Source organism: Streptomyces sp. NBC_01390 (genome assembly GCF_045040105.1).
Taxonomy (GTDB): domain Bacteria; phylum Actinomycetota; class Actinomycetes; order Streptomycetales; family Streptomycetaceae; genus Streptomyces.
In genome coordinates this window covers 2,203,067-2,223,180 of the sequence record NZ_CP109551.1, presented here as the reverse complement: position 1 = coordinate 2,223,180, position 20,114 = coordinate 2,203,067, and the positions used below count along the sequence as shown (strand labels likewise).

Sequence of the window (20,114 nt, the reverse complement as noted above, 5' to 3'; positions counted from 1 at the left end):
TTCGGAACCGTGGACGACCGGAGGATGCCCCACACGGGTGATCTCCGGCCCCTTACGGAGGGGGCGAGGGGGTCCCGGCTGACGGCCGTGGGCACCAGCTGACGCGCGCCTCTCCGCCGGACGGCCTCAGTCGCCGGTCGTTCCGTCGACCCGCTCGCGGAGCAGGTCGGCGTGGCCGTTGTGGCGGGCGTACTCCTCGATCATGTGCGTGTAGATCCAACGCAGGTTGAACGGTTCGTCACCGCGCCGGTTCCTGCCTTTCGAGAAGTCGTCGAGACCGAATCCGGCGGCGTTCTTCCGGGCGATCCCGATCTCGGCCTGCCAGGTGGCGTACGCCTCCTCCCAGGTGTCCGCCTCGGTCAGGTGGAACTCGCCGTCCGGGTCCTCCTCGCTGTAGTAGATCGGGCCTGCGGCCTCGGCCACGAGGACCTTGCGGAACCAGCCGCGCTCGACCTCCGCCATGTGTCGTACCAGGCCCATCAGGGAGAGCTCGGAGGGTTCGACCGATGCCGTCCTGAGCTGGGCGTCGGTCAGCCCTTCGCACTTCCACGCCAGGGTCTGCCGGTGGTAGTCCAGCCAGCCCTCCAGCATGGTGCGTTCGTCGGCGTTCAGGGCGGGCTCGCTGCGCGGGACCTGTGTCGTCATGCAGGCATGATCGCTCACCGAGACCGCCTCCACCATGTGTTTTCCGCCGGGATCGGCCTGCCTGCGAAGCCTCCGGCGGCCGTATGCTTCCGGGATGACCCCGGCAGGGCAACCACTGAAGGAGACCCCCGTGAAGGTCGGCTGCATCGGACTCGGTGACATCGCGCGGAAAGCCTATCTGCCGGTGCTGGGCGCGCTGCCCGAGGTCGAACTGCATCTGCACACACGGACACCCACGACACTCGCCCGCGTCGCCGACGGCCTGCGTCTGCCGGCCGGGCAGCGGCACACCGGCCTCGACGAGCTGATCGCCCAGGGCCTCGACGCGGCCTTCGTGCACGCGCCCACCGTCGTGCACGCGGAGATCGTGACCAGGCTGCTGGAGGCTGGCGTGCCGACCTATGTCGACAAGCCGCTCGCGTACGAACTCGCCGAGTCGGAGCGGCTGGTGAGGCTGGCGGAGGAGCGCGGCGTCTCGCTCGCCGTCGGGTTCAACCGGCGCTTCGCACCCGGGTACACCCAGTGCGCCGACCACCCGCGTGAGCTGATCCTGATGCAGAAGAACCGCATCGGACTGCCCGAGGAACCCCGCGCGATGATCCTCGACGACTTCATCCATGTCGTGGACACGCTGCGGTTCCTGGTGCCGGGCCCGATCGACGACGTGACCGTGCGCGCCCGCACCGAGGGCGGCCTGCTGCACCATGTGGTGCTCCAGCTCGCCGGGGACGGCTTCACCGCGCTCGGCGTGATGAACCGGCTCAGTGGCTCGGCCGAGGAGATCCTCGAGGTGTCCGGGCAGGACACCAAGCGCCAGGTGATCAACCTCGCCGAGGTGATCGACCACAAGGGGCAGCCGACCGTACGGCGGCGCGGCGACTGGGTGCCGGTGGCGCGGCAGCGCGGAATCGAACAGGCGGTGCTCGCCTTCCTCGACGCGGTGCGCGCGGGCAAGGTGCTCAGCGCCCGGGACGCACTGGCGACTCATGAGCTGTGCGAACGGGTGGTACGAGCGGTGGGGGAGCGGACCGACGCCGCCTGAGCAGGCCCAGGCCCTCGACGGCACCCAGGACAACGAGGACGAGGACAGCCGCGTGCACCGCCCAGTCACCGAAGCGGACGTACGGTGTGACACCCCGGGCCAGCGGTACGTCGTACACCGCCGAGGTGCTCGCGTCGGTGCCGAGCCAGGAGCCGACGCGTTCGCCGCTCGGACCGTAGACGGCGGAGACTCCGGTCAGCGTGGCGTGGACCATGGGCCGACCGGTCTCGGCGGCACGCAGGGCCGCGATCGACGCGTGCTGCTCGGGGGCCCAGCTGTGCTGGAACGACGAGGTCGACGACTGTGCGACGAGCAACTCGGCGCCGTCCTGGGCGAGATGGCGGCTCATGTCCGGGAACGCGGACTCGAAGCAGACCATGGGCCCGATACGCAGCCCGTGCCCGACGTTCATCACCACCTGCTCGGTGCCGCGTTTGCGGTCCTCGCCCGCCGCCTTGCCGACAGAGGTGGCCCAGCCCAGCAGCGAACGCGCCGGAATGTACTCACCGAAGGGCACGAGCCGCATCTTGTCGTACCGGTCGCCGGTGGGGCCGTCCGGTCCGACGAGCACCGAACTCTTGTAGATGCCGGGCCGGTCGGAGCGCCTGGCGTCCACGTTGACGAGAATGTCGGTGCCGGTCGCGCGCGAGAGCGACGCGAGCCGTTTCGCCAGGTCGGGGCGGTCGGCGAGGTCGTAGCCGACGCTGCTCTCGCCCCAGACGACCAGATCCACGTCCTGCCCGGCCAGCTTGCGGGTGAGTGCCTCTTCGAGCGCGAAACGTTTCCCGGCGCTGTCCGCACCGTCGACGATGCCCGGCTGTACGACGGCGATCCGTACCCGGCCGTCCGCCTCCGGACGCGGTGACCACATCCAGGCCGCGGAGGTCACGGCGGCGGTGGCGACGAGCCCGGCCACGGCCGGAACCCGGGACGCGCGCACCGCGACCAGCACGGCGACCGCCACGTTCACGGTCACCACCAGGAAGCTGAGCAGCCACACCCCGCCGACCGAGGCCAGCCGCAGCGCGGGCTCCACCTGCCACTGGCTGGATCCGATCATGCCCCAGGGGCCGCCCAGCCCCTGCCACGAGCGGACCAGCTCGACCATGAGCCACGCCGACGGCAGGACGACGAGCCCGGCGGCGATCCGCCCGGCCGAGGGTCGGCCCGCCAGGAACCGGTGGACGAGCAGGCCCCAGGGTGCCCACAGCACGCCGAGCAGCGCCGCGAGGACGAAGATGAACACGGTCAGGCTCGGCAGCAGCCAGTGGTGCACCGCCACCATGAACCCGAGCCCGCCGAACCAGCCGTCGTACGCCGCGCGTTTGCCGGTGGGCGCGGACCGGACGAGCAGGATCCAGGGCACGAGCGCGACGTACGCGAACCACCACAGGGCCGGCGCCGGGAACGCGAGCATCGGCAGGGCACCGGCAAGTGCGGCGACGACGGAACGCCGCCACGGGGAGGCGAGCCAGTGGCCGGGCAGTTTCATACGGCGCCTCCTACCAGTCGGTTCCCCGGTCTCACCGGGTCAACTACCCGGTCGATCACCCCTTACGTGTGTCCAGTGTGCGCGGTGCGGACGATCTCGGACCAGCAGGACTCCGGCCAGGAACGGTGGATTCCTCGTACGGCGTACGGCGGCTGGTCCGGGCGCGGGGTGCGGTGATCAGTCGGGGACGGGTTCGCCGGCGCGTTCGGTGGCCGGTTCCTGGTGCGGCGTCGGCATGCGGCGCCACTTCTCCCGCACGACCACCTCGCGCAACCGCCAGCCGTCTCCCGTACGGATCAGCCCGAAGTCGTAGCGGCCCCCGCACACGAAGTCGGGTGCGGTGGAGCCGCCTTGGCCGTCGTGGTCCGCGAGGCGCATGGGATTGACGTAGTCCGCCTGGACGCGGGCCGTGTCGCCGGTGTCCTGCTCCAGGATGCCGAAGCCGACCCGGCGGTTGACGATCAGATGCTGCCGCATCGGAAACAGTTCCATGCTCTTCCTGAGCCACCCGGCGATCTGCCGGGCGTCGCCCTCGATGCCGCCGGCCGAACGGTAGTCGGCCCGTCCGTCCGACGCGAACAGTTCCACGTACGTCTCCCAGTCGCCGTCGTCCACCGCCACCGCGTACGCGGTGACGAGTCCGTCGAGGGAGAGCCGGTCCATCACGGTCGCGAGCTCCACACGCTGCGTCATCGGCTCAGTGTTGGGCACGGGGCGGGCGCAGCCAAGGGAGACGCGGATATTCGGTGGCCGGCGGGCGTGTCCGGCCCCGAAGCTGGTCGCGTGAACGATCAGACAATCGGCCTTTCGGGCCTCCCGCACACCCAGGAACCCAAGTTCCGCGTACGCCCCCGGCACGCGACTCGCAGGTTCCTGAGCGGGTCGGACTACTGAATCGACTGGTCATGGTCGCCGACTACTCAAGGCCCATCGATTCCGGCAACGAGGCCATGGCGCTGTGGTTCGGCAGCGACAGTGATCATCCCGAGCGTGAGCAGTGCAGGGCCGTGTTCGCGCAACATGCGAATGTGGTGGCGATGCTGCCGGAGGGCCTGATCAGCCCGGACGACCGCGCAAAGCTTCGGCAGGTCGCCGGACTTCTGTGAACGAATCGGTGATGGGAACACCAGTCGGCGTACTTCGCTCTCCGTCACACGATCACGGACGGTCGGGTCCTGCGTTCAGGCGACCCGGTCGGAGTCGAGCAGGAGGTGTGGGCGCTGCTCGCCCTCTACCAGGCGCTTCGGACCGTAATGGTGGAGGCCGCCGAGTCCCGGCCGGGCATCGCCCCGGACCGTTGCGGCTTCACCACAGCCATCCAAACTGCCCGTGCCCTCGTGGTCCAGGCCGCCGACGTCATCACGCCCGGCGCCCCGGGCGTCGACACCACCGGCGTCATCGGAAACCGGGTCCTGGCCAGGCTCCTCCCGCACCGGCGCCCCTGTATCAGCACCCGGGCGGCTGCTGACCCTTCCTCGTGCACGGATCAACAGCAGGACAACTACCCACATTTCAGGGCCACTTTGTTGGGAGTTCCAGGTCTTACGTTCCGTTTGTGAGCGTCAAGCTGTTTGCCGGGTGCGGGATCCGAAGGGCGTTAGCGTGAAACTGCCACTGTTCATGTGTGTGCACCACGCGCACGAGGGGGGACATTTCACATGGGGAAGATACGCGTGCCCAGAGTGCTGGGCCACCTGGCTCTCGCGTTGTTCGCGGGGGCCGTTCTCGTCCTGGCCGGGCCAGGCGCCGCCCAGGCCACGACCAGCGTCGAGATCCCGGCGCCGAGCGCCGGAGGTATATCGGCGACCGTGAATTTCTACGGGGCCAAGGTGCCACAGCCCTACAATCCGGATCCCACCGCCTACTTCGGCGACCGCAAGTGCCTGCTCACTTACCACGACTACGATCCGACACCTGGCTGCGGCGGCTTCAGCCTGGGCGTCACCCTGCACAACGTGCGGAGCCAGCCCGGCTATCTGGCGGGACTGGACAGCGTCGGCGGCTACTTCACGGCGTACGCGGACACCGCACGCACCTTCGGCTGCCTGCGGGCCGACGGCACATTCGACCACGGCACGAGCTTCGTGGTGAGCACCGAGCAGACTCCGCTGTCGCCGGTGTACTACGAGACGGACGCCAGGTGGGTCGTCTCCCAGTTCCGAAGTTACTCCGACCGGGACTTCGGGCCGTACTTCTTCCTCAACTATCCGGCTGTAGAGGTGAACTGCCCCGACGGGATGACCGCGACCCAGTACGGGCTCAAGGTCACCAACGTCAACGTCACCATCGACGACGCGAACGTCTTCGGGACGTCGACCTGGAGCGCTCCGGGCCCGTTCTACGCCTAGGAGCGGCGCCAAGCGCGTACGGGGGTCCGGCCGGTCCGGCCCTCGTACGTCTGTCAGGAGGCCAGGGAGACACGGATCCGGGCCTTGACCCAAGGTCGGGTAGTTAACGTATTTCCGCTGGCGGGGCCGGTCTTGGTGACGAGTCCGTGTGCGGCCCATCTGTCGAGTTGTCGGTACCTCGTGCTGAGGGTGAGCTCTTTCAGCGTGGCCACCGATTCCCCATCAGGTTGTCTACAGACTCCTGTCGTTTTCGAGACGCTTCGGGCCGGCAGCGGCAGTTGCCTCCTCAGAGGTCTTCCGAGCGGGCGCCCAGTCGGGTTCCCAGGATCGACCGAAGTTCGGCGGCCGCCTGCCGCACCGCTTCGGGGATGTCGGGACGAGGGGCAGGTGCCCGTGGCCCAGCGAGATCCCGACCGTTGAGCGACCTGGCAGGGACGGCGGTCCAGTCGGGGCGGTTCACAACGGCCACGTGTCCCTCCTCGTGTGCCGTTTCGTCCTGCCAGTCGTCGGGCGGCGCCATGAGGACACGGAGCGACTGTTCGTCGAGCCACTCCAGGCCCAGCACTTGACGGCCGAAATCGTCCTCGATGAGAGAAGCGACCATCCCGGTCTTCAAGTGCAGAAGCAGCAGCTCGCCCTCGAAAAAATAGCCACCGTCGTACTGTCCGGTGCCGACCGCGAGGATGGGGAGCCTGGGGTGGAAAGCCATCGCGTGTACGGGGAAGCGTGAGCGCATGAGTGTGCGACGGGCGAAGGGCGTGATGCTGTAGACCGCGACGGGCGTGGGTCTGCCGTGTATGTGCGTGCCCGCTATGGCGAAGAGATCGCGCCGCTCGCCGCGGACTACCAAGCATGGTTCGCTGATCTCAGGGAACGGCCAGCCAGCGCGGGCGTGTTCGTTGGATGGCGCCATGTCCTGATCTTCTCAACTGCCCCAACCCGCACGGTAGTCGTATCCGCACATTCAGGGAGACAGCCTGGATGACCTTTGAGCGGCGCGCTGAGTGACAGGTGCGACGGTCGCCCGTTGGAAGAGCCTGTGAACGAGGCTTGACATGGATAAACCGTCTTTCTTTCACCTGGATGATGTAACGCTGCGGATGGGGCACCAAGGAAGGGCAGGAGACCGTGCCGGCGGTCGAGATCAGCCGGGAGGGCTTCCTCTGGGCGCTGCGGAACGCGTGTCTGTCGCACACGTTCCCGAGCTGCACGAGGACCAGGGCGCCTGGAAGCGGCAGCTGAGGCGGGCGCCGACGCGGGTGCAGTGGGAACCCGAGCGTGACCTCCGGCTCTCCCACTTGCCCTACCGGTCCCTGCAGTTGGGGCTCTCGGGTGAGGCGGCGGCGCGATACGCCGACGAGTGGGTCGTCGGGATCGAGGACGACACGCCGCTCGCCGCCGAGGTTCACGGGCTCGTGCGGGCGGGTGAACTGGGCGGCGCGGCCGGGCTGTTGCCGGTGGAGCTGCCGTATCCCCTCGACGAGGACGTGCTCGCCCACCTGCGACCGTAGAGGACGTGGAGGACGTAGAGGACCTGGTGCGGAGCACGCGATACGGAGGTACGTCCATGAGCGGGTCGTCGGTCACGGTGGTCACCGGGGGCGGTCGGGGGATCGGTGCCGCGGTCTGTCTGCGGCTCGCGGCGCACGGGCATGACGTCGCGGTGGGGTATGTGCGGGACGCCCGGGCCGCCGAGTCGGTCGTGGCGGGGGTGCGGGAGGCCGGAGCGCGGGGTGTGGCCGTCCAGGTCGACACCTCGGTCGAGGCGGACGTGGACCGGCTGTTCGGCACGGTGGAGGAGCGGCTCGGGACGGTCACGGGGCTGGTGAACAACGCCGGTGTGACCGGGCCGCTGGGACGGCTCGCCGACACGGACCCCGCCGATCTGCGGCGCGTGGTCGAGGTCAACCTGCTGGGGACGCTGCTGTGTTCGCGCCGGGCTGCGCTCTCCATGACGGCGCGGGGAACGGGCGTCATCGTGAACGTGTCCTCCGCGGCTGCCACTCTCGGCAGCCCTGGCGACTATGTGCACTACGCGGCGACCAAGGCGGCGATCGACGCGCTCACCATGGGCCTCGCGAAGGAACTCGGCCCGGACGGCATCCGCGTCAACGCGGTGGCCCCGGGCATCATCGACACCGAGATGCACGCGACGATGGGCGACCCGGGCCGGGCGCAGCGAGCGGCCCCGGCGATTCCGCTCCGCCGGCCGGGGCTGGCCGGGGAAGTCGCGGCTGCCATCGCCTGGTTGATGTCCCCGGAGGCCTCGTACACGACGGGAGCGGTGCTGCGGGTGTCGGGTGGACGATGACGTACGGTGACGCTGCGTGGCAGGGAGGGGCGGGGGAGGAGACGTAGGGGAACAGTTGTGCGGGGCGCCGGTGAGCGCCCTGCTCTCCCCCGTGGACCTCGTGGTCAGGCGGCCTCGATGATCTCGCCGCGTATCGCAGCGGCCCACTTGACCACCAACAGCTCGTACTCCTCGCGCTCTTGGGCCGACAGGGTTCCGCCCGCACGGAGCCAGAGCGCACGGATCTGCTCGTTCAGCACAGCGGCAGACCGCACGGAACCAGGGGCCAGGGAATCGGGGGACATGCGCACCAGCGTAGGGGCAAGGACTGACACTGCGCTACCAAGTGGCTACTCGTCCGGTATGCGGTTGGTCACGGTCGGATGATCATCCGCCGCGGCCGCGGGTCGCCGGTGCTCGCCGTGTCAGCTTGACGACTCGGCCGCGTGCGGGCTGAGGGCGCCCGTCGCCACCAGGGCGATGATCACGATGCCGAGGGCTACGCGGTAGTAGACGAACGGCATGAATGACCTGGTGGAAATGAATTTCATGAACCAGGCCAAGTGTCGAGGTCCTGAGCGGCTTTGACCTGCTGTTTTCCACCGCTTTTCAAGATCGAGTGCGAGAGTGGTGGGAGATGGCACTTTCCAATGCTCTCCCTCGCCGGCCACGAAGCGCAGCCACCTGGTTTGCAGCGAATCGGCAATCTCCTGCTCCACGGTCAGGGTAACGGTGCGAGTAGAGACCTTCCACGCCGGCGGCCTCGTGGCCATGTGGGTGGCGTTGACGGTGAGGCGGACGTCGCCTTCTGGGATGCGGTCGAGCGCGAGGACTCGGCGGTTGTGGCAGAGGAGTTGGGGTTTAGACGCAGAGGCTCTGCACACGGTGTTGACGGCCTTGTCGTCGTGGCGGCGGCGTGAGCGGCAGCGTCGGAAGGTACAGCGCTGGCGTTACCGGAAGGGGAGTGAAGAAGACCGGTGCAGCCTCCTTCTCGCCCGGCGGAATACCCGCCGTCCGTTCCAGACGAGGACCGTGTCGGCGCCGTCCGCTCAGACTCCGCGCTGACAAGGGCTACTTCTCCGCCGCGCACCTGGCCGCCCGCCGGCACTGTCACCGCCGCTGCCACCGAGGGGCTTGCCTCGCCCTGCGGACTCGTCATCTTTGCGCCGCAGTGCCGCAGCGTGCCGTAGCGCCCTACTGCCGCACCGAAGCCGCACACCCTGACGCCCGACCGCCACGAGTACGCAGGGAGCAACACGCCAGGCTGCCGAGCCCGTGACGCCCCTCGGCGTCTCACACCCTCCGTGGAGGCCGGAATCGAATCGGTTCCACGCAAGCGCTTCGACGGGATGCTACGACCGGCGGAACATGGGGTCAATGGCGTGCCGCACAGCGAAGGCGGTGCCCGCGCACGGGTGAAGGATCAGCGCATCAGCCGATTCGGTGCGTGCTGACCCCTCGTCAGCCATATTCGACGGCCACGTTCCTGCTCAGCGGCGTTGCAGGGGTGCGTCCGAGCGAGCGGAGCCCGGCCGTCGATCGGACCCCCGCGATCCGCCGCGTCGCCCCGACGACAGCGCGCACCACCGCTCGTCCACCCTCACGCCGGACCTGTCTGAGAGGCCCGGTGGAAGGGAATCCGGGAAGATCGGCGATCGAACCGATTCCGCGCAGGAGTCGGACGGAGGATGTCCGGACCCTTGACAGCCCTGCGGAATCGGGAGCACCGTCTCCCCCCGAAACCTCTCTGCAATCCCACTGCAAGAACGGCACCTTCAGCGCTGCCGCATGGCTCAGCGCTCCCAGCACAGAACCCGACTGGTTCCGCCGGCACGGTAGGGAGATCGGATGGGAACGACAGGTACCACAGGGACCGAACGGCACGTGCTGTTCGGGCGCGGTGGCGTCCAACGACTGCTCGCTGCGATACGGCGCCGCGGAAGGCCGGGAAATGGGCCGGACCAGGCATCTGTCCATTCGTGGGAGCGCTCCCGCACCTCTGGGCCGAAAACATTCGCCCGAGCGGCGGCTGCGGCCGTGCTTGCCGTCGGCGCGCTGACGGGTGCGACGACCGGGACGGCCCGGGCCGCCACCTCCGGACCGTGTGATCTCTACGCGGCAGGGGGAACGCCCTGTGTGGCGGCCCACAGCACGACCCGCGCCCTCTACGCCTCGTACAACGGGCCGCTCTACCAGGTCAGGCGCGCCTCGGACAACACCACCCGCGACGTCGGCGTCCTGAGTGCGGGCGGGTACGCCGACGCCGCCGCGCAGGACTCGTTCTGCTCGGGGATGACCTGTCTGATCTCGATCATCTACGACCAGTCCGGTCGCGGGAACAACCTCACCCAGGCGCCTGGCGGCGGTGCCGCGGGTGGTCCCGACAACCTCGCGAACGCGACGGCCGCGCCCACCACGGTGGGCGGTCACAAGGCCTACGGCGTCTTCGTGGCACCCGGTACGGGATACCGCAACAACCACACCAACGGCATCGCGACCGGGGACAACCCCGAGGGCATGTACGCGATCTTCGACGGCACGCACTACAACGGCGGTTGCTGCTTCGACTACGGCAATGCCGAGACGGACAGCAACGACGACGGCAACGGCACCATGGAGGCCATCTACTTCGGCAACATCAAGGTCTGGGGCTACGGTGCGGGCAACGGTCCCTGGATCATGGCCGACCTGGAGAACGGCCTGTTCTCCGGGGTGAACCAGCACTACAACGCGAACGACCCGACCATCAGCTACCGGTACACGACCGCCATCGTCAAAGGCGGCCCGAACCACTGGGCGATCCGCGGTGGCAACGCGCAGTCGGGCAGCCTGTCCACGTTCTACGACGGCGTGCGCCCCAACGTCGCGGGCTACAACCCGATGCGGAAGCAGGGCGCCATCATCCTGGGCATCGGTGGTGACAACAGCAAGGGCGCCCAAGGCACCTTCTACGAGGGCGTGATGACCTCCGGCTACCCGTCGGACGCCACCGAGAACGCGGTTCAGGCCAACATCACCGCGGCCGGATACAGCAACGCGACCGGCGGCACGGGTACCGGCGCGCTGCACGCGGTGGGCGCGGGCAAGTGCCTGGACGTCCCGAACTCGTCCACCACGGCCGGCACGCAGCTGCAGATCTGGGACTGCAGCGGTGGCGCCAACCAGAGCTGGACCCGCACCTCCTCCAACCAGCTGACCGTATACAGCGGCAGCAGCCAGCTGTGTCTGGACGCGTACAACAACCAGACCACCGCCGGCACCAAGGTGGTGACCTGGCCGTGCAGCGGCGGCGCCAACCAGCAGTGGCAGCTGAACTCCGACGGCACCGTCACCGGCATCCAGTCCGGACTCTGTCTCGACGTCACCGGCGCCTCCACGGCCAACGGCGCCCTGGCCGAACTGTGGACATGCAACGGCGGTTCCAACCAGCGATGGAACCTCAGCTGAGGGGAACGGCTCAAGCCCGTGGCCGGGTTCACCGCCGGCCACGGGCCTTCACCGACCCGACGACGTCCATGACCGGCTCCCCTCGCCCCGCCCGGAGGGTGCAGGTCCTGCAGACGGACCCGGCTGCTCCGGCGGCCGAAGAACCACTGGGCCCCACACCAGGCACCACCGCCCCCACTGGAGGATGACGATGTCCGGAGCCAGAGCGCTCCGCGGCCTCTGGGCCGCCCCTGTAGCTCTGTTCGCCTTACTCGCCGGGAGCCTGCCCATGGCCGGCGCCGCGTTCGCCGTACCGGCCGAGCGCCAGGCAGCGGCCGCCGACCTGTACGTGGCCCCGGATGCGGCTCCCGGCGGGAACGGCACCGTCGAGCAGCCGTTCGCGACGATCGACCAGGCGCGGCAGCCCGCGCACCGGCTCTCGGCTGATTCTGACGTCGTGGTCCACCTGGCCGGTGGTACCTACCGGCAGGCCAAGCCGCTGACCTTCGGCTCCGGCGACGGCGGCCAGAACGGCCACACGATCACCTACCAGGCCATGCCCGGGCAGCAGCCGGTCGTGAGCGGCGCCCAGCAAATATCTGGTTGGCAGGTGCATGATCAGAGCAGCAGTCTCTGGTCGGTCCACGTCGGCACCGGCGTGAACACGCGGCAGTTGTACGTGAACGGCAAGCAGGCACCGCGCGCGGCGATCCAGGTGCCCCGCTCCGGCTTCACCTTCACCCAGACCGGGCTGACCTTCACCGACTCCTCCCTCGACTACCTGGCCGGTCTCTCGGACCAGAGCCACATGGAAGTCGAGAGCCTCAACTCCTTCACCGACCGCTACGCACCGGTCCAGTCGATCAGCGGCAGAACCATCACCATGCAGCAGCCCGCCTGGAACAACAATTCCTGGGGCTACGACACCATCAACGCGCCGTTCGCCGGCGGGACCATGTACCTGGAGAACAACTACGCGTTCCTCAAGCAGGCCGGACAGTGGTACCTCGACTCGTCCACCGGCGACCTCTACTACCGGGCGCAGGCGGGGCAGAACCCGAACAGCCTCGACGTCGAACTGCCCAGGCTGCAGAGCCTGTTGGGCATCAGCGGCAGCTACGGCTCACCCGCGACCGGCCTCGGCTTCGCCGGCATCCGGTTCACCGGGACCTCCTGGCTCGGCCCGAGCGGACCCGACGGGTACGCGGACCAGCAGAGCGGCGCACACATCACCGAGGCCTACGCGATGCCCGCCAACTGGCTGAGCACCTGCAAGTCGGGGTGCACGCAGTTCGAGGCCACGCGGAACCACTGGGTGCAGATGCCCGCGGCCGTCCAGGTCTCCGCCGCCACCGGCATCACTTTCTCGGGTGACACGTTCTCCGAACTCGGGCAGGCCGGACTGGGCGTGGGCAACGACGGCGTCGCCACGGCCTCCGGTATCGGACTCGGCGCGAACGGTGTGACCATCACCGGCAACACGTTCACCGACATCGCCGGCAGCGGCATCCAGGTCGGCGGGATCCAGCCGGACGCGCACCACCCCACCAACCCGCAGATGACCAACCAGAACATCACCATCAGCAACAACAAGGTCAGCGGGGTGGGCACCGACTACAAGGAGACCGCTGGAATCCTGTCCACGTACGTCACCAACGCGACGATCACCCACAACCAGTGCGACCATCTGCCCTACGACGGGATCGACATCGGCTGGGGCTGGGGGATGAACGACCCGGGCGGCAGCCAGGACTACGTCAACCGGGGCACGTACAACTACCAGCCGGTCTACAGCACTCCCACGACGCTGAAGAACAACACCGTCTCCCACAACCTGGTCTTCGACACCAAGAACGCGATGTTCGACGGCGGCAGCATCTACAGCCTCTCCGCGGCCCCCGGCTCGGTGATCTCCGACAACTACATGTACGACAACAACCGCACCACCGCGCTGTACCTCGACGAGGGCTCCCGGTATCTGAAGGTGTCCACCAACGTGGTGCAGGACGCGGGCAACTGGGCGCTCACCAACGCCAACGCGAACAACCACACCGACGACAGCACGTTCTCCGGCAACTGGTACAACGGCGGCAACACGTACGTGGCCACCGGCCCTCCGCACAACAACGTCCTCACCGGCAACGTCCTGGTCAGCGGCACCAACTGGCCTCAGGGCGCCAGAGACGTCATCCAGCAGGCGGGTGTCCCTTCCTCGGGCGGCGGCGGCTTCCCCACGGGCTCCCACCAGCTGGTGATCGGCAGCAACAGCCTGTGCCTGGACGTGTACGGCAACTCCACCAGCGCGGGCGCCGCGATCGACCAGTGGACCTGCAACGGGCAGGGCAACCAGCAGTTCGAGTTCGTGCCGGTCTCGGGCGGCTACGGGCAACTGCGCGCGCAGAACTCCGGACAGGTCGTTGCGGTGGCCGGCGGCTCCACGACCGCCGGTACGCCGAACATTGTGCAGCAGGCCGCGGGCGGAGCGGCCGGCGCTCTGTGGCTGCCGGTACAGCAGTCCGACGGCTCGTACTCCTTCAAGAACCAGAACAGCGGTCTGTGCCTGGACGTCTACGGCGGCGGCAGCAACCTGGGCCAGCAACTGGACCAGTGGCAGTGCAAGAACGCACCCGGCACCAACCAGGACTTCACCCCCCGCTGACCTGCTCGCGCCTCCAAAGCACCTGCACGGACCGGCGATTCGTTCACCCCCACCCACTGTCCCGCACCCAGTGAGGAACGCTGATGAAGAAGTACTGGGCACCCTTGGCCGCGGCGCTGGCGGCCACCCTCGGAATGGGCGCCGCGTGGCCCGCCGCGGCCACCGCCGCCGAGGCGCCGCACTCCGCAACACAGGCCGCCGCGCCCACGTCCCTGCGCGTGATGCCGTTGGGTGACTCGATCACCTGGGGCGTCGGCAGCTCCTCCGGGAACAGCTACCGGAGCTTTCTGGCGAACAAGCTGACGGCCGAGGGGCACACCCTGGACTTCGTCGGCTCGGGGCGCAACGGCACCATGTCCGACCCGGACAACGAGGGCCACTCCGGCTGGCGGATCGACCAGATCGCCGGCATCGCGGACTCCGTGCTGGCCCGTTACCGCCCCAACGTGGTCACTCTGGAGATCGGCACCAACGACCTCAACGGCAACTACCAGATCCCGACCGCGGCCGACCGGCTCCGCGCCCTCATCGACCAGATCACCAGAGCCACACCCGACGCGACCGTGCTCGTCGGCACCGTGATCATCTCCACCAGCGGTAGCGAGGAGGCCAACCGGCCTGCGTTCAACGCCAAGTTGCCCGGGATCGTCCAGGCCGAGCAGGCTGCCGGCAAGCACGTCCGGCTGGTGGACATGAGCGCCCTGACCACCGCGGACCTGTCCGACGCCCTGCACCCCAACGACAGCGGCTTCGGCAAGATGGCGGACGCCTTCGACGCGGGGATCCAGGCCGCGGACGCGGCAGGCTGGATCAAGCCGCCGGATTCCGCGGCCGGGCAGGTGCGTTCCGGGATCGCGGGGAAGTGCCTGGGGGTGGGCGGCGGCAACAGCGCCAACGGGACCGCCGCGGAGATCCGGTCCTGTGACGGCTCCGCCGCGCAAACGTGGTCCGCGCGCTCCGACGGCACCCTGCGGGCACTCGGGAAGTGCCTCGACGTCACCGGCCGCGGTACCGCCAACGGCACCAAGATCGAGATCTGGGACTGCAACGGCGGCACCAACCAGCAATGGCAGACGTACAACGGCGGCTACCGCAACCCGGTCTCCGGCCGTTGCCTCGACGACCCGGGCGCGTCCACCACCGACGGTACGCAACTGGTCCTGTGGGACTGCAACGGCGGCGCCCACCAGCAGTGGACCGCTCTGCCGGTGTCCTGATCCACCTCGTGACCCCACTCTCACGCACCCCACAAGGAAGGTGATCCCTCATGTCCTGGCTCAACGACGAGCCGCTGCTCCGCAGGGCCCTGGTCTCGGCCACCGGTCTGCTGGCCGGCACGGCACTGGCGCTGACCGGACCGGCGGGCCTCGCGGCACACGCGGCTTCCGGCACGCTGGGCGCGGCGGCGGCCGACAGCGGACGCTATTTCGGTACCGCCGTGGCTGCGGGAAAACTCGGCAACTCGACGTACTCGACGATCCTCGACCGGGAATTCAACATGATCACCCCGGAGAACGAGATGAAGTGGGACACCACCGAACCGTCCCGCGGCAACTTCAACTTCGGGCCGGCCGACCAGATCGTCAGCCATGCCACCGCGCACGGGCAGCGGATGCGCGGCCACACCCTGGTGTGGCACTCGCAGTTGCCCGGGTGGGTCAGCTCCATCGGTGACGCCAACACTCTGCGCAGCGTGATGAACAACCACATCACCACCGAGATGAACCACTTCAAGGGCAAGATCTACGCCTGGGACGTGGTCAACGAGGCGTTCGCCGACGGCGGCAGCGGTCAGCACCGCAGCTCGGTCTTCCAGAACGTGCTCGGCAACGGCTTCATCGAGGAGGCCTTCCGCACCGCCCGGGCCGCCGACCCCTCGGCCAAGCTCTGCTACAACGACTACAACATCGAGAACTGGTCCGACGCCAAGACGCAGGGCGTCTACAACATGGTCAGGGACTTCAAGGCGCGCGGTGTGCCCATCGACTGTGTCGGCCTCCAGAGCCACTTCGGCGCGGGCGGCCCACCGTCGAGCTTCCAGACCACGCTGTCCAGCTTCGCCGCCCTCGGCGTCGACGTCCAGATCACCGAACTCGACATCGCCCAGGCCTCGGCGACCGCGTACGGGAACACGGTCCGGGCGTGCATGAGTGTCGCCCGCTGCACCGGCATCACGGTGTGGGGGATCAGGGACAGCGACTCGTGGCGGACGGGGGAGAACCCGCTGCTGTTCGACAACAACGGCAACAAGAAGCCTGCCTACGACGCGGCCCTTTCCGCGCTCGGCGGAGGTACGGGGAATCCAGGCGGAGGCATCGTCTCGGGCCAGGTGTACTCACTGACCGACGTGGCCGCGGGCCGGGTGCTGGACGTGCCGTCCGGACAGACGGCGAACGGCACGCCCGTGCAGGTCTGGGACGCCAACGGCAGTGCTGCGAACCAGCAGTGGCGGGCGAGTCAGAACGGCGACGGCTCCTACACGCTGACGAACATCGCCAGCGGGCGGGTCCTGGACGAGCCCGGCGGCCAGACGGGCAACGGCACCCGGATGGCGATCTGGGACGCCAACGGCGGTGCGAACCAGCACTGGCGGGCGAGCGTCAACGGCGACGGTTCGTACACCCTGATCAACGTCGCCTCGGGCCGGGCGCTGGAGATCCCCAGTGGGCAGACCGGCAACGGGGCCCCGGTCCAGATCTGGGACTCCAACGGCGGCGCCAACCAGCACTGGAACTTCAGGTGAGGTGACCCGGAACGAACACCCCGCGTCCGGCACGGCGGGCCGTCGCCGGACGCGGGTTCCGGCATGCCCTCATAACGGCCTGACCAGGGACGATACATGGGATGAATCGGCATCCGATTGGGGGTGCCGAGCGTATTGACTCGATGATGGACCTGTGAAATCACTATGACATGGGATGTCTGAGTGCTTCCTGTGGGTGCTCTCGATTGCCCCCAACCATCCCGTTCGGCCAGGCACAGGACTCTCTGTCACCTTCCCCCCCCACATCCCCGAGGAACAGAATGCGGCCTTCATCCTTTTCCCGTCGGAGTCCTACGGCTCACAGATCACGCTTACTCGCGTTCGTCGCCGTAGCCGTGATGGCGCTGCTGGCCATGATGTCGGCGACCGCGCAGACGTGGTCGGCGCCGGTACCTGATCCGGCATCGACACCGGCGCCCTTGGTGAGTTCGGCGTCGGGGCGGTGTCTGGACGTCAAGGGCAATGTCGACACGCCGGGAACGGCGCTCGACATCCAGGACTGCGACAATCAGCCGAACCAGGCGTTCGAGTTCACCTCGGCGGGCGAGCTGAGGGCGATGAACGGCACCCGATGCGTGGACGCCTACGACAACCGGACCGCGCCGGGAACCCCGGTGGTCATCTGGTCGTGCAACGGTCAGTCGAACCAGGCGTGGCGACAGAACTCCGACGGATCCGTCACCGGCGTCCAGTCCGGCCTGTGCCTGGACGTCAACGGGGCGGGCACGGCCAACGGCACCGCGGTCATCCTGTGGACCTGCAACGGCCAGAGCAACCAGAAGTGGAGCACGTCGACACCTCCGCCCGCGCCCGGCGGGTCGGGCCCGTGCGACCTGTACTCCGCGGGCGGCACTCCGTGCGTGGCCGCGCACAGCACCGTGCGGGCGCTCTACGGGTCGTACAGCGGCAGCCTGTACCAGGTCAGGCGCGCCTCGGACAACACGACCAGGAACATCGGCGTACGGGCGGTCGGCGGCTTCGCCGACGCGGCGGCGCAGGACTCGTTCTGCGCGGGCACCTCCTGTGTGATCACGGTCGTCTACGACCAGTCCGGACGCGGCAACGACCTGTGGTATCAGGGATCGGCCCAGGTACCGGGGTCGAGTCAGAGCAGTCCCGCGAAGGCGACCTCGGAGTCACTGACCGCCGGGGGCACCAAGGCGTACTCGCTGTACATCAATCCCGGGAACAGCTACTGGCGGGACGGTCATCTGACGGGCGTGCCGACCGGTAGCGCCCCCGAAGGGGCGTACATGGTGACCAGCGGCACCCACGTCAACAGCGGCTGCTGCTTCGACTACGGCAACAGCGAGACGACCCGGAAGGCCGACGCGGCCGGGGCGATGGACGCGATCAACTTCGGCACCCAGTGCTGGTTCGGCGGCTGCTCGGGAAGCGGTCCCTGGGTCCAGGCCGACCTCGAATGGGGCCTGTACTCCGGCGGCAGCCAGTCCTGGAACACCAACCAGCGCGCCTTCCCCGTCAAGTTCGTCACCGCGATGCTGAAGAACAACGGGACGTCGAGGTTCGCCCTGAAGGGCGGCAACGCGCAGTCCGGCAGTCTGACCACCCTGTGGGACGGCGGACTTCCCGGCGGATACAGCCCGATGAAGAAGCAGGGCGCCATCGTCCTCGGCAGCGGCGGTGACTGCTGCAAACCCGGTGGTGGCGCCAACCTGAGCGCCGGCACCTTCTACGAGGGCGCCATCGTCGCCGGCTACCCCTCCGACGTGACCGACAACGCGGTGCAGGCGAACATCACCGCGGCCGGATACCGCTGAGTCCTTCTGTCCCACGGCGTGTTCTGCCGCAACCCGGCCCAGGAGTCAATGACATGCACATGATTATCCGGACGTTGGCGTTCGCCTTCTCCGTCGCGCTGTTCTGTGTGGGCGTTCCCCTCGTCTCCCTCGGTACGGCGCAGCCCGCCGCCGCGCTGGGCAACGGGCTGGCCCTGACCCCGCAGATGGGCTTCAACGACTGGAACGCGTACGGCTGCAACGTCTCCGAGTCGCTGATCAAGTCCACCGCGCAGGCGATGCACACCAACGGCATGCAGGCAGCGGGCTACTCCTACGTCAACATCGACGACTGCTGGATGACCCACAACCGCGATTCCGGCGGCCGTCTGGTGCCGGACCCGGCCAAGTTCCCCGACGGCATCAAGGGCACTGCCGACTACGTGCACTCGCTGGGGCTGAAACTGGGGATCTACGAGGACGCGGGCACCGCGACCTGCGCCGGGTATCCGGGCAGCCTGGGGCACGAGAGCACGGACGCCCAGTCGTTCGCGTCGTGGGGCGTGGACTACCTGAAGTACGACAACTGCAACAACAACGGGGTGGCCGCGCAGAGCCGGTACACCGCGATGCGGGATGCCCTGGCGGCCACCGGCCGGCCCATCCTGTACAGCCTGTGCAACTGGGGCCAGGACAACGTGTGGACCTGGGGCGCGGGCGTGGGCAACAGCTGGCGCACCACTGGGGACATCAGCGCCAACTTCGCCAGCATGCTGTCCATCTTCCACAGCAACGTGGGACTCGCCTCCTACGCGGGACCGGGCCACTGGAACGACCCGGACATGCTGGAGGTCGGCAACGGCTCGATGACGACCACCGAGAGCCGCAGCGAGTTCAGCCTGTGGGCGGAGATGGCCGCACCGCTGATCGCGGGCACCAACATCCCCTCGGCCAGTGCGGAGACCCTGTCCACGCTGACCAACTCCCGGGTGATCGCGGTCGACCAGGACCCCCTCGGCAAGCAGGGCACCATGGTCTCCTCCTCGGGCGGCCGGGACGTGCTGGCCAAGCCTTTGGCCAACGGGGACGTGTCGGTGGCGCTGTTCAACGAGACGGGCTCGACAGCGACCATCTCCACCACCGCGGCCGCGATCGGCAAGACCGGAGCGTCCGCCTACACCCTGACCGACCTGTGGTCAGGGGCGTCCTCCACCACCTCGGGCACGATCAGCGCCTCGGTCCCGGCGCACGGCACCGTGATGTACCGGGTCGCGGGCGGCACCAGCGGCGGCGGCACCAGCGTGACCGGCGCGGTGCACGCGGTGGGATCCGGCAAGTGCCTGGACGTACCCAACTCGACCACGACCGCTGGTACCCAGGTGGAGATCTGGAGCTGCAGCGGCGGCGCCAACCAGACATGGACGCACTCCGCGTCCGACCAGTTCACCGTCTACTCCGGCAGCGCCCAGATGTGCCTGGACGCCTACAACAACCAGACCACTCCGGGCACGAAGGTGGAGATCTGGTCGTGCAACGGCCAGAGCAACCAGCAGTGGACCCTGAACGCCAACGGCACCATCACCGGCGTCCAGTCGGGCCTGTGCCTGGACGTCGCCGGAGGGGCCACCGCCGACGGAACCCTCGCCGAACTGCGGACCTGCAACGGCGGCAGCAGCCAGCGGTGGACGTTGGGATGACTCCGCATGCGA

General features: G+C 68.5%; 14 protein-coding genes and 3 pseudogenes. 11 read left to right on the top strand and 6 right to left on the bottom strand.

All coding sequences use genetic code 11. The annotated features are described in order from the left end of the window. Positions 1-126 precede the first annotated feature (126 nt). On the bottom strand, positions 127-645 hold the full coding sequence (locus tag OG241_RS09985) for a DinB family protein (protein ID WP_405814837.1): 519 nt from the start codon (positions 643-645) through the stop codon (positions 127-129). A gap of 130 nt (positions 646-775) precedes the next feature. On the opposite strand from OG241_RS09985, the gene OG241_RS09980 reads away from it, so the two are divergent. Beyond that, positions 776-1,687 (top strand): Gfo/Idh/MocA family protein, encoded by a 912-nt coding sequence (locus OG241_RS09980; RefSeq protein WP_405826113.1) that lies wholly within the window; start codon positions 776-778, stop codon positions 1,685-1,687. Here OG241_RS09980 and lnt read toward each other — a convergent pair. Both lnt and OG241_RS09970 read right to left on the bottom strand, forming a co-directional pair. Then, the gene (lnt, locus tag OG241_RS09975; RefSeq protein ID WP_405814836.1) at positions 1,605-3,179 is read right to left on the bottom strand and encodes an apolipoprotein N-acyltransferase; all 1,575 of its coding nucleotides are present in this window, start codon (positions 3,177-3,179) and stop codon (positions 1,605-1,607) included. The two genes, OG241_RS09980 and lnt, sit on opposite strands and share 83 nt — an antisense overlap. 177 nt (positions 3,180-3,356) lie before the next feature. After that, positions 3,357-3,872: a nuclear transport factor 2 family protein gene (locus tag OG241_RS09970; RefSeq protein ID WP_405814834.1), complete on the bottom strand. Its 516-nt coding sequence runs from the start codon at positions 3,870-3,872 to the stop codon at positions 3,357-3,359. A 212-nt stretch (positions 3,873-4,084) separates the two neighbouring features. Between OG241_RS09970 and OG241_RS09965 the strand changes: the two genes are divergently transcribed. Both OG241_RS09965 and OG241_RS09960 read left to right on the top strand, forming a co-directional pair. Next, positions 4,085-4,285, top strand: a complete 201-nt coding sequence (locus OG241_RS09965) for a hypothetical protein (RefSeq protein ID WP_405814833.1) — start codon at positions 4,085-4,087, stop codon at positions 4,283-4,285. Between the two features lie 567 nt (positions 4,286-4,852). Next, positions 4,853-5,527, top strand: a complete 675-nt coding sequence (locus tag OG241_RS09960; RefSeq protein WP_405814832.1) for a hypothetical protein — start codon at positions 4,853-4,855, stop codon at positions 5,525-5,527. Positions 5,528-5,813: 286 nt separating this feature from the next. Here the strand turns inward: OG241_RS09960 and OG241_RS09955 are convergent, their stop codons facing one another. Then, on the bottom strand, positions 5,814-6,236 hold the full coding sequence (locus tag OG241_RS09955) for a hypothetical protein (protein ID WP_405814831.1): 423 nt from the start codon (positions 6,234-6,236) through the stop codon (positions 5,814-5,816). Between the two features lie 419 nt (positions 6,237-6,655). On the opposite strand from OG241_RS09955, the pseudogene OG241_RS09950 reads away from it, so the two are divergent. Continuing rightward, a pseudogene (locus OG241_RS09950) lies at positions 6,656-7,038 on the top strand (DUF4291 family protein). A 56-nt stretch (positions 7,039-7,094) separates the two neighbouring features. Beyond that, on the top strand, positions 7,095-7,838 hold the full coding sequence (locus tag OG241_RS09945; RefSeq protein ID WP_405814830.1) for an SDR family NAD(P)-dependent oxidoreductase: 744 nt from the start codon (positions 7,095-7,097) through the stop codon (positions 7,836-7,838). A 104-nt stretch (positions 7,839-7,942) separates the two neighbouring features. On the opposite strand, the gene OG241_RS09940 is transcribed toward OG241_RS09945, so the two are convergent. Further along, on the bottom strand, positions 7,943-8,122 hold the full coding sequence (locus tag OG241_RS09940) for a hypothetical protein (protein WP_044472873.1): 180 nt from the start codon (positions 8,120-8,122) through the stop codon (positions 7,943-7,945). 120 nt (positions 8,123-8,242) lie between these two features. Further along, a pseudogene (locus OG241_RS09935) lies at positions 8,243-8,380 on the bottom strand (UDP pyrophosphate phosphatase); the annotation flags it as partial. Between the two features lie 1,474 nt (positions 8,381-9,854). On the opposite strand from OG241_RS09935, the gene OG241_RS09930 reads away from it, so the two are divergent. From OG241_RS09930 to OG241_RS09905, 6 genes and pseudogenes are all read left to right on the top strand, one after another. Next, the gene (locus OG241_RS09930) at positions 9,855-11,264 is read left to right on the top strand and encodes an arabinofuranosidase catalytic domain-containing protein (protein WP_405814828.1); all 1,410 of its coding nucleotides are present in this window, start codon (positions 9,855-9,857) and stop codon (positions 11,262-11,264) included. Positions 11,265-11,454: 190 nt separating this feature from the next. Next, positions 11,455-13,902 (top strand): RICIN domain-containing protein, encoded by a 2,448-nt coding sequence (locus OG241_RS09925; protein ID WP_405814827.1) that lies wholly within the window; start codon positions 11,455-11,457, stop codon positions 13,900-13,902. 83 nt (positions 13,903-13,985) lie between these two features. Beyond that, complete coding sequence (locus tag OG241_RS09920) at positions 13,986-15,119, top strand: ricin-type beta-trefoil lectin domain protein (RefSeq protein WP_405814825.1); 1,134 nt, start codon at positions 13,986-13,988, stop codon at positions 15,117-15,119. A 50-nt stretch (positions 15,120-15,169) separates the two neighbouring features. Continuing rightward, a pseudogene (locus tag OG241_RS09915) lies at positions 15,170-16,642 on the top strand (endo-1,4-beta-xylanase); the annotation flags it as partial. 362 nt (positions 16,643-17,004) lie between these two features. Then, positions 17,005-18,447 (top strand): arabinofuranosidase catalytic domain-containing protein, encoded by a 1,443-nt coding sequence (locus OG241_RS09910; RefSeq protein ID WP_405814824.1) that lies wholly within the window; start codon positions 17,005-17,007, stop codon positions 18,445-18,447. 53 nt (positions 18,448-18,500) lie between these two features. Then, positions 18,501-20,102 carry a glycoside hydrolase family 27 protein gene (locus tag OG241_RS09905; protein WP_405814823.1) on the top strand — a complete coding sequence of 534 codons (1,602 nt, stop codon included), beginning with the start codon at positions 18,501-18,503 and terminating at the stop codon, positions 20,100-20,102. Positions 20,103-20,114 lie beyond the last annotated feature (12 nt).